Genomic DNA, 836 nt, shown 5'->3' on the forward strand with positions numbered 1-836 from the left:
TCAGCAGCTTGCCGTGCGCGCCGAAGGTGAAGTGGGTCGGAGTGCTCCCGGTGGCGTCCAGTCCGAAAAGGACACCGTGTGAGCGCAGCCGCTTGGCGTCACGGTGATCGGCGACGGTCACCGACGCGCACGGGATGACCTTCTCCCGCCAGGCGAAGACGTAGATGCCGGGACGCAATTCGTAGACCGAGTTCTCGTCGGTGTCGGCGAGCCCCCTCTCCGGTCCGGCCAGGCACTGCCACGTGTACCAGTGCGGGCTGAGGTAGACGTGCTCGTAGGCGTGCTCCGTGCTGTACACCCACAGCACCCGGCGCCCGACCAGCGACGTGGTCGGGGCCAGTGACTCGCCGCTGGGTTCGATCCCGCCGATCGTGGCGGCCACGAACTGCTGCGTGACCCGGGGCGAGGTGTCACCGATCTTGCTCAGCACGAGCAGCGCGCGGCCGCGGCGCAGGTCGAGCAGGAGGGTGAACGCCTCTTCCTGCCGTGCCTGCGGGTGGAACTGGACGTAGTACAGGTCGTCGTCGACCAGGAACGTCTCGCAGCGGTCGGTGCCGGTGCCGTGGTAGGTCCATTCGATCCGGGTGCCGGAGAAACCCGCGGTGAACGTGGTGCCGTCTTCGCAGGCGAGTTCGAAGGTGCGGCCGTGCAGGTCGCCGACCGTGGGGGCCTTGTTCGCGTCGAAACCGGGGGCGAGGCCGTCCAGCGGCAGCCAGGTGGACGTGTCGGACAGGGTCAGTTCGGGCATCGGGGCAGTCCTAGTGTCTGGTGGTGAACCCGCGTCCGCGATCAGCGTCGGCAGGGCGGTCGTCATCCATCTCAAGTCGGCGAGTCAT

General features: G+C 68.1%; 1 protein-coding gene. It reads right to left on the reverse strand.

Translation table 11 applies throughout. From position 1 onward, the window contains the following. Positions 1–748 (reverse strand): molybdenum cofactor biosynthesis F family protein (locus tag CFP71_RS40210; protein ID WP_093939132.1); only part of this gene is annotated, 748 nt, incomplete at its 3' end. Positions 749–836: the final 88 nt, after the last annotated feature.

Origin of the sequence: Amycolatopsis thailandensis, from assembly GCF_002234405.1 — a bacterium.
GTDB classification, from domain to species: Bacteria; Actinomycetota; Actinomycetes; order Mycobacteriales; family Pseudonocardiaceae; genus Amycolatopsis; species Amycolatopsis thailandensis.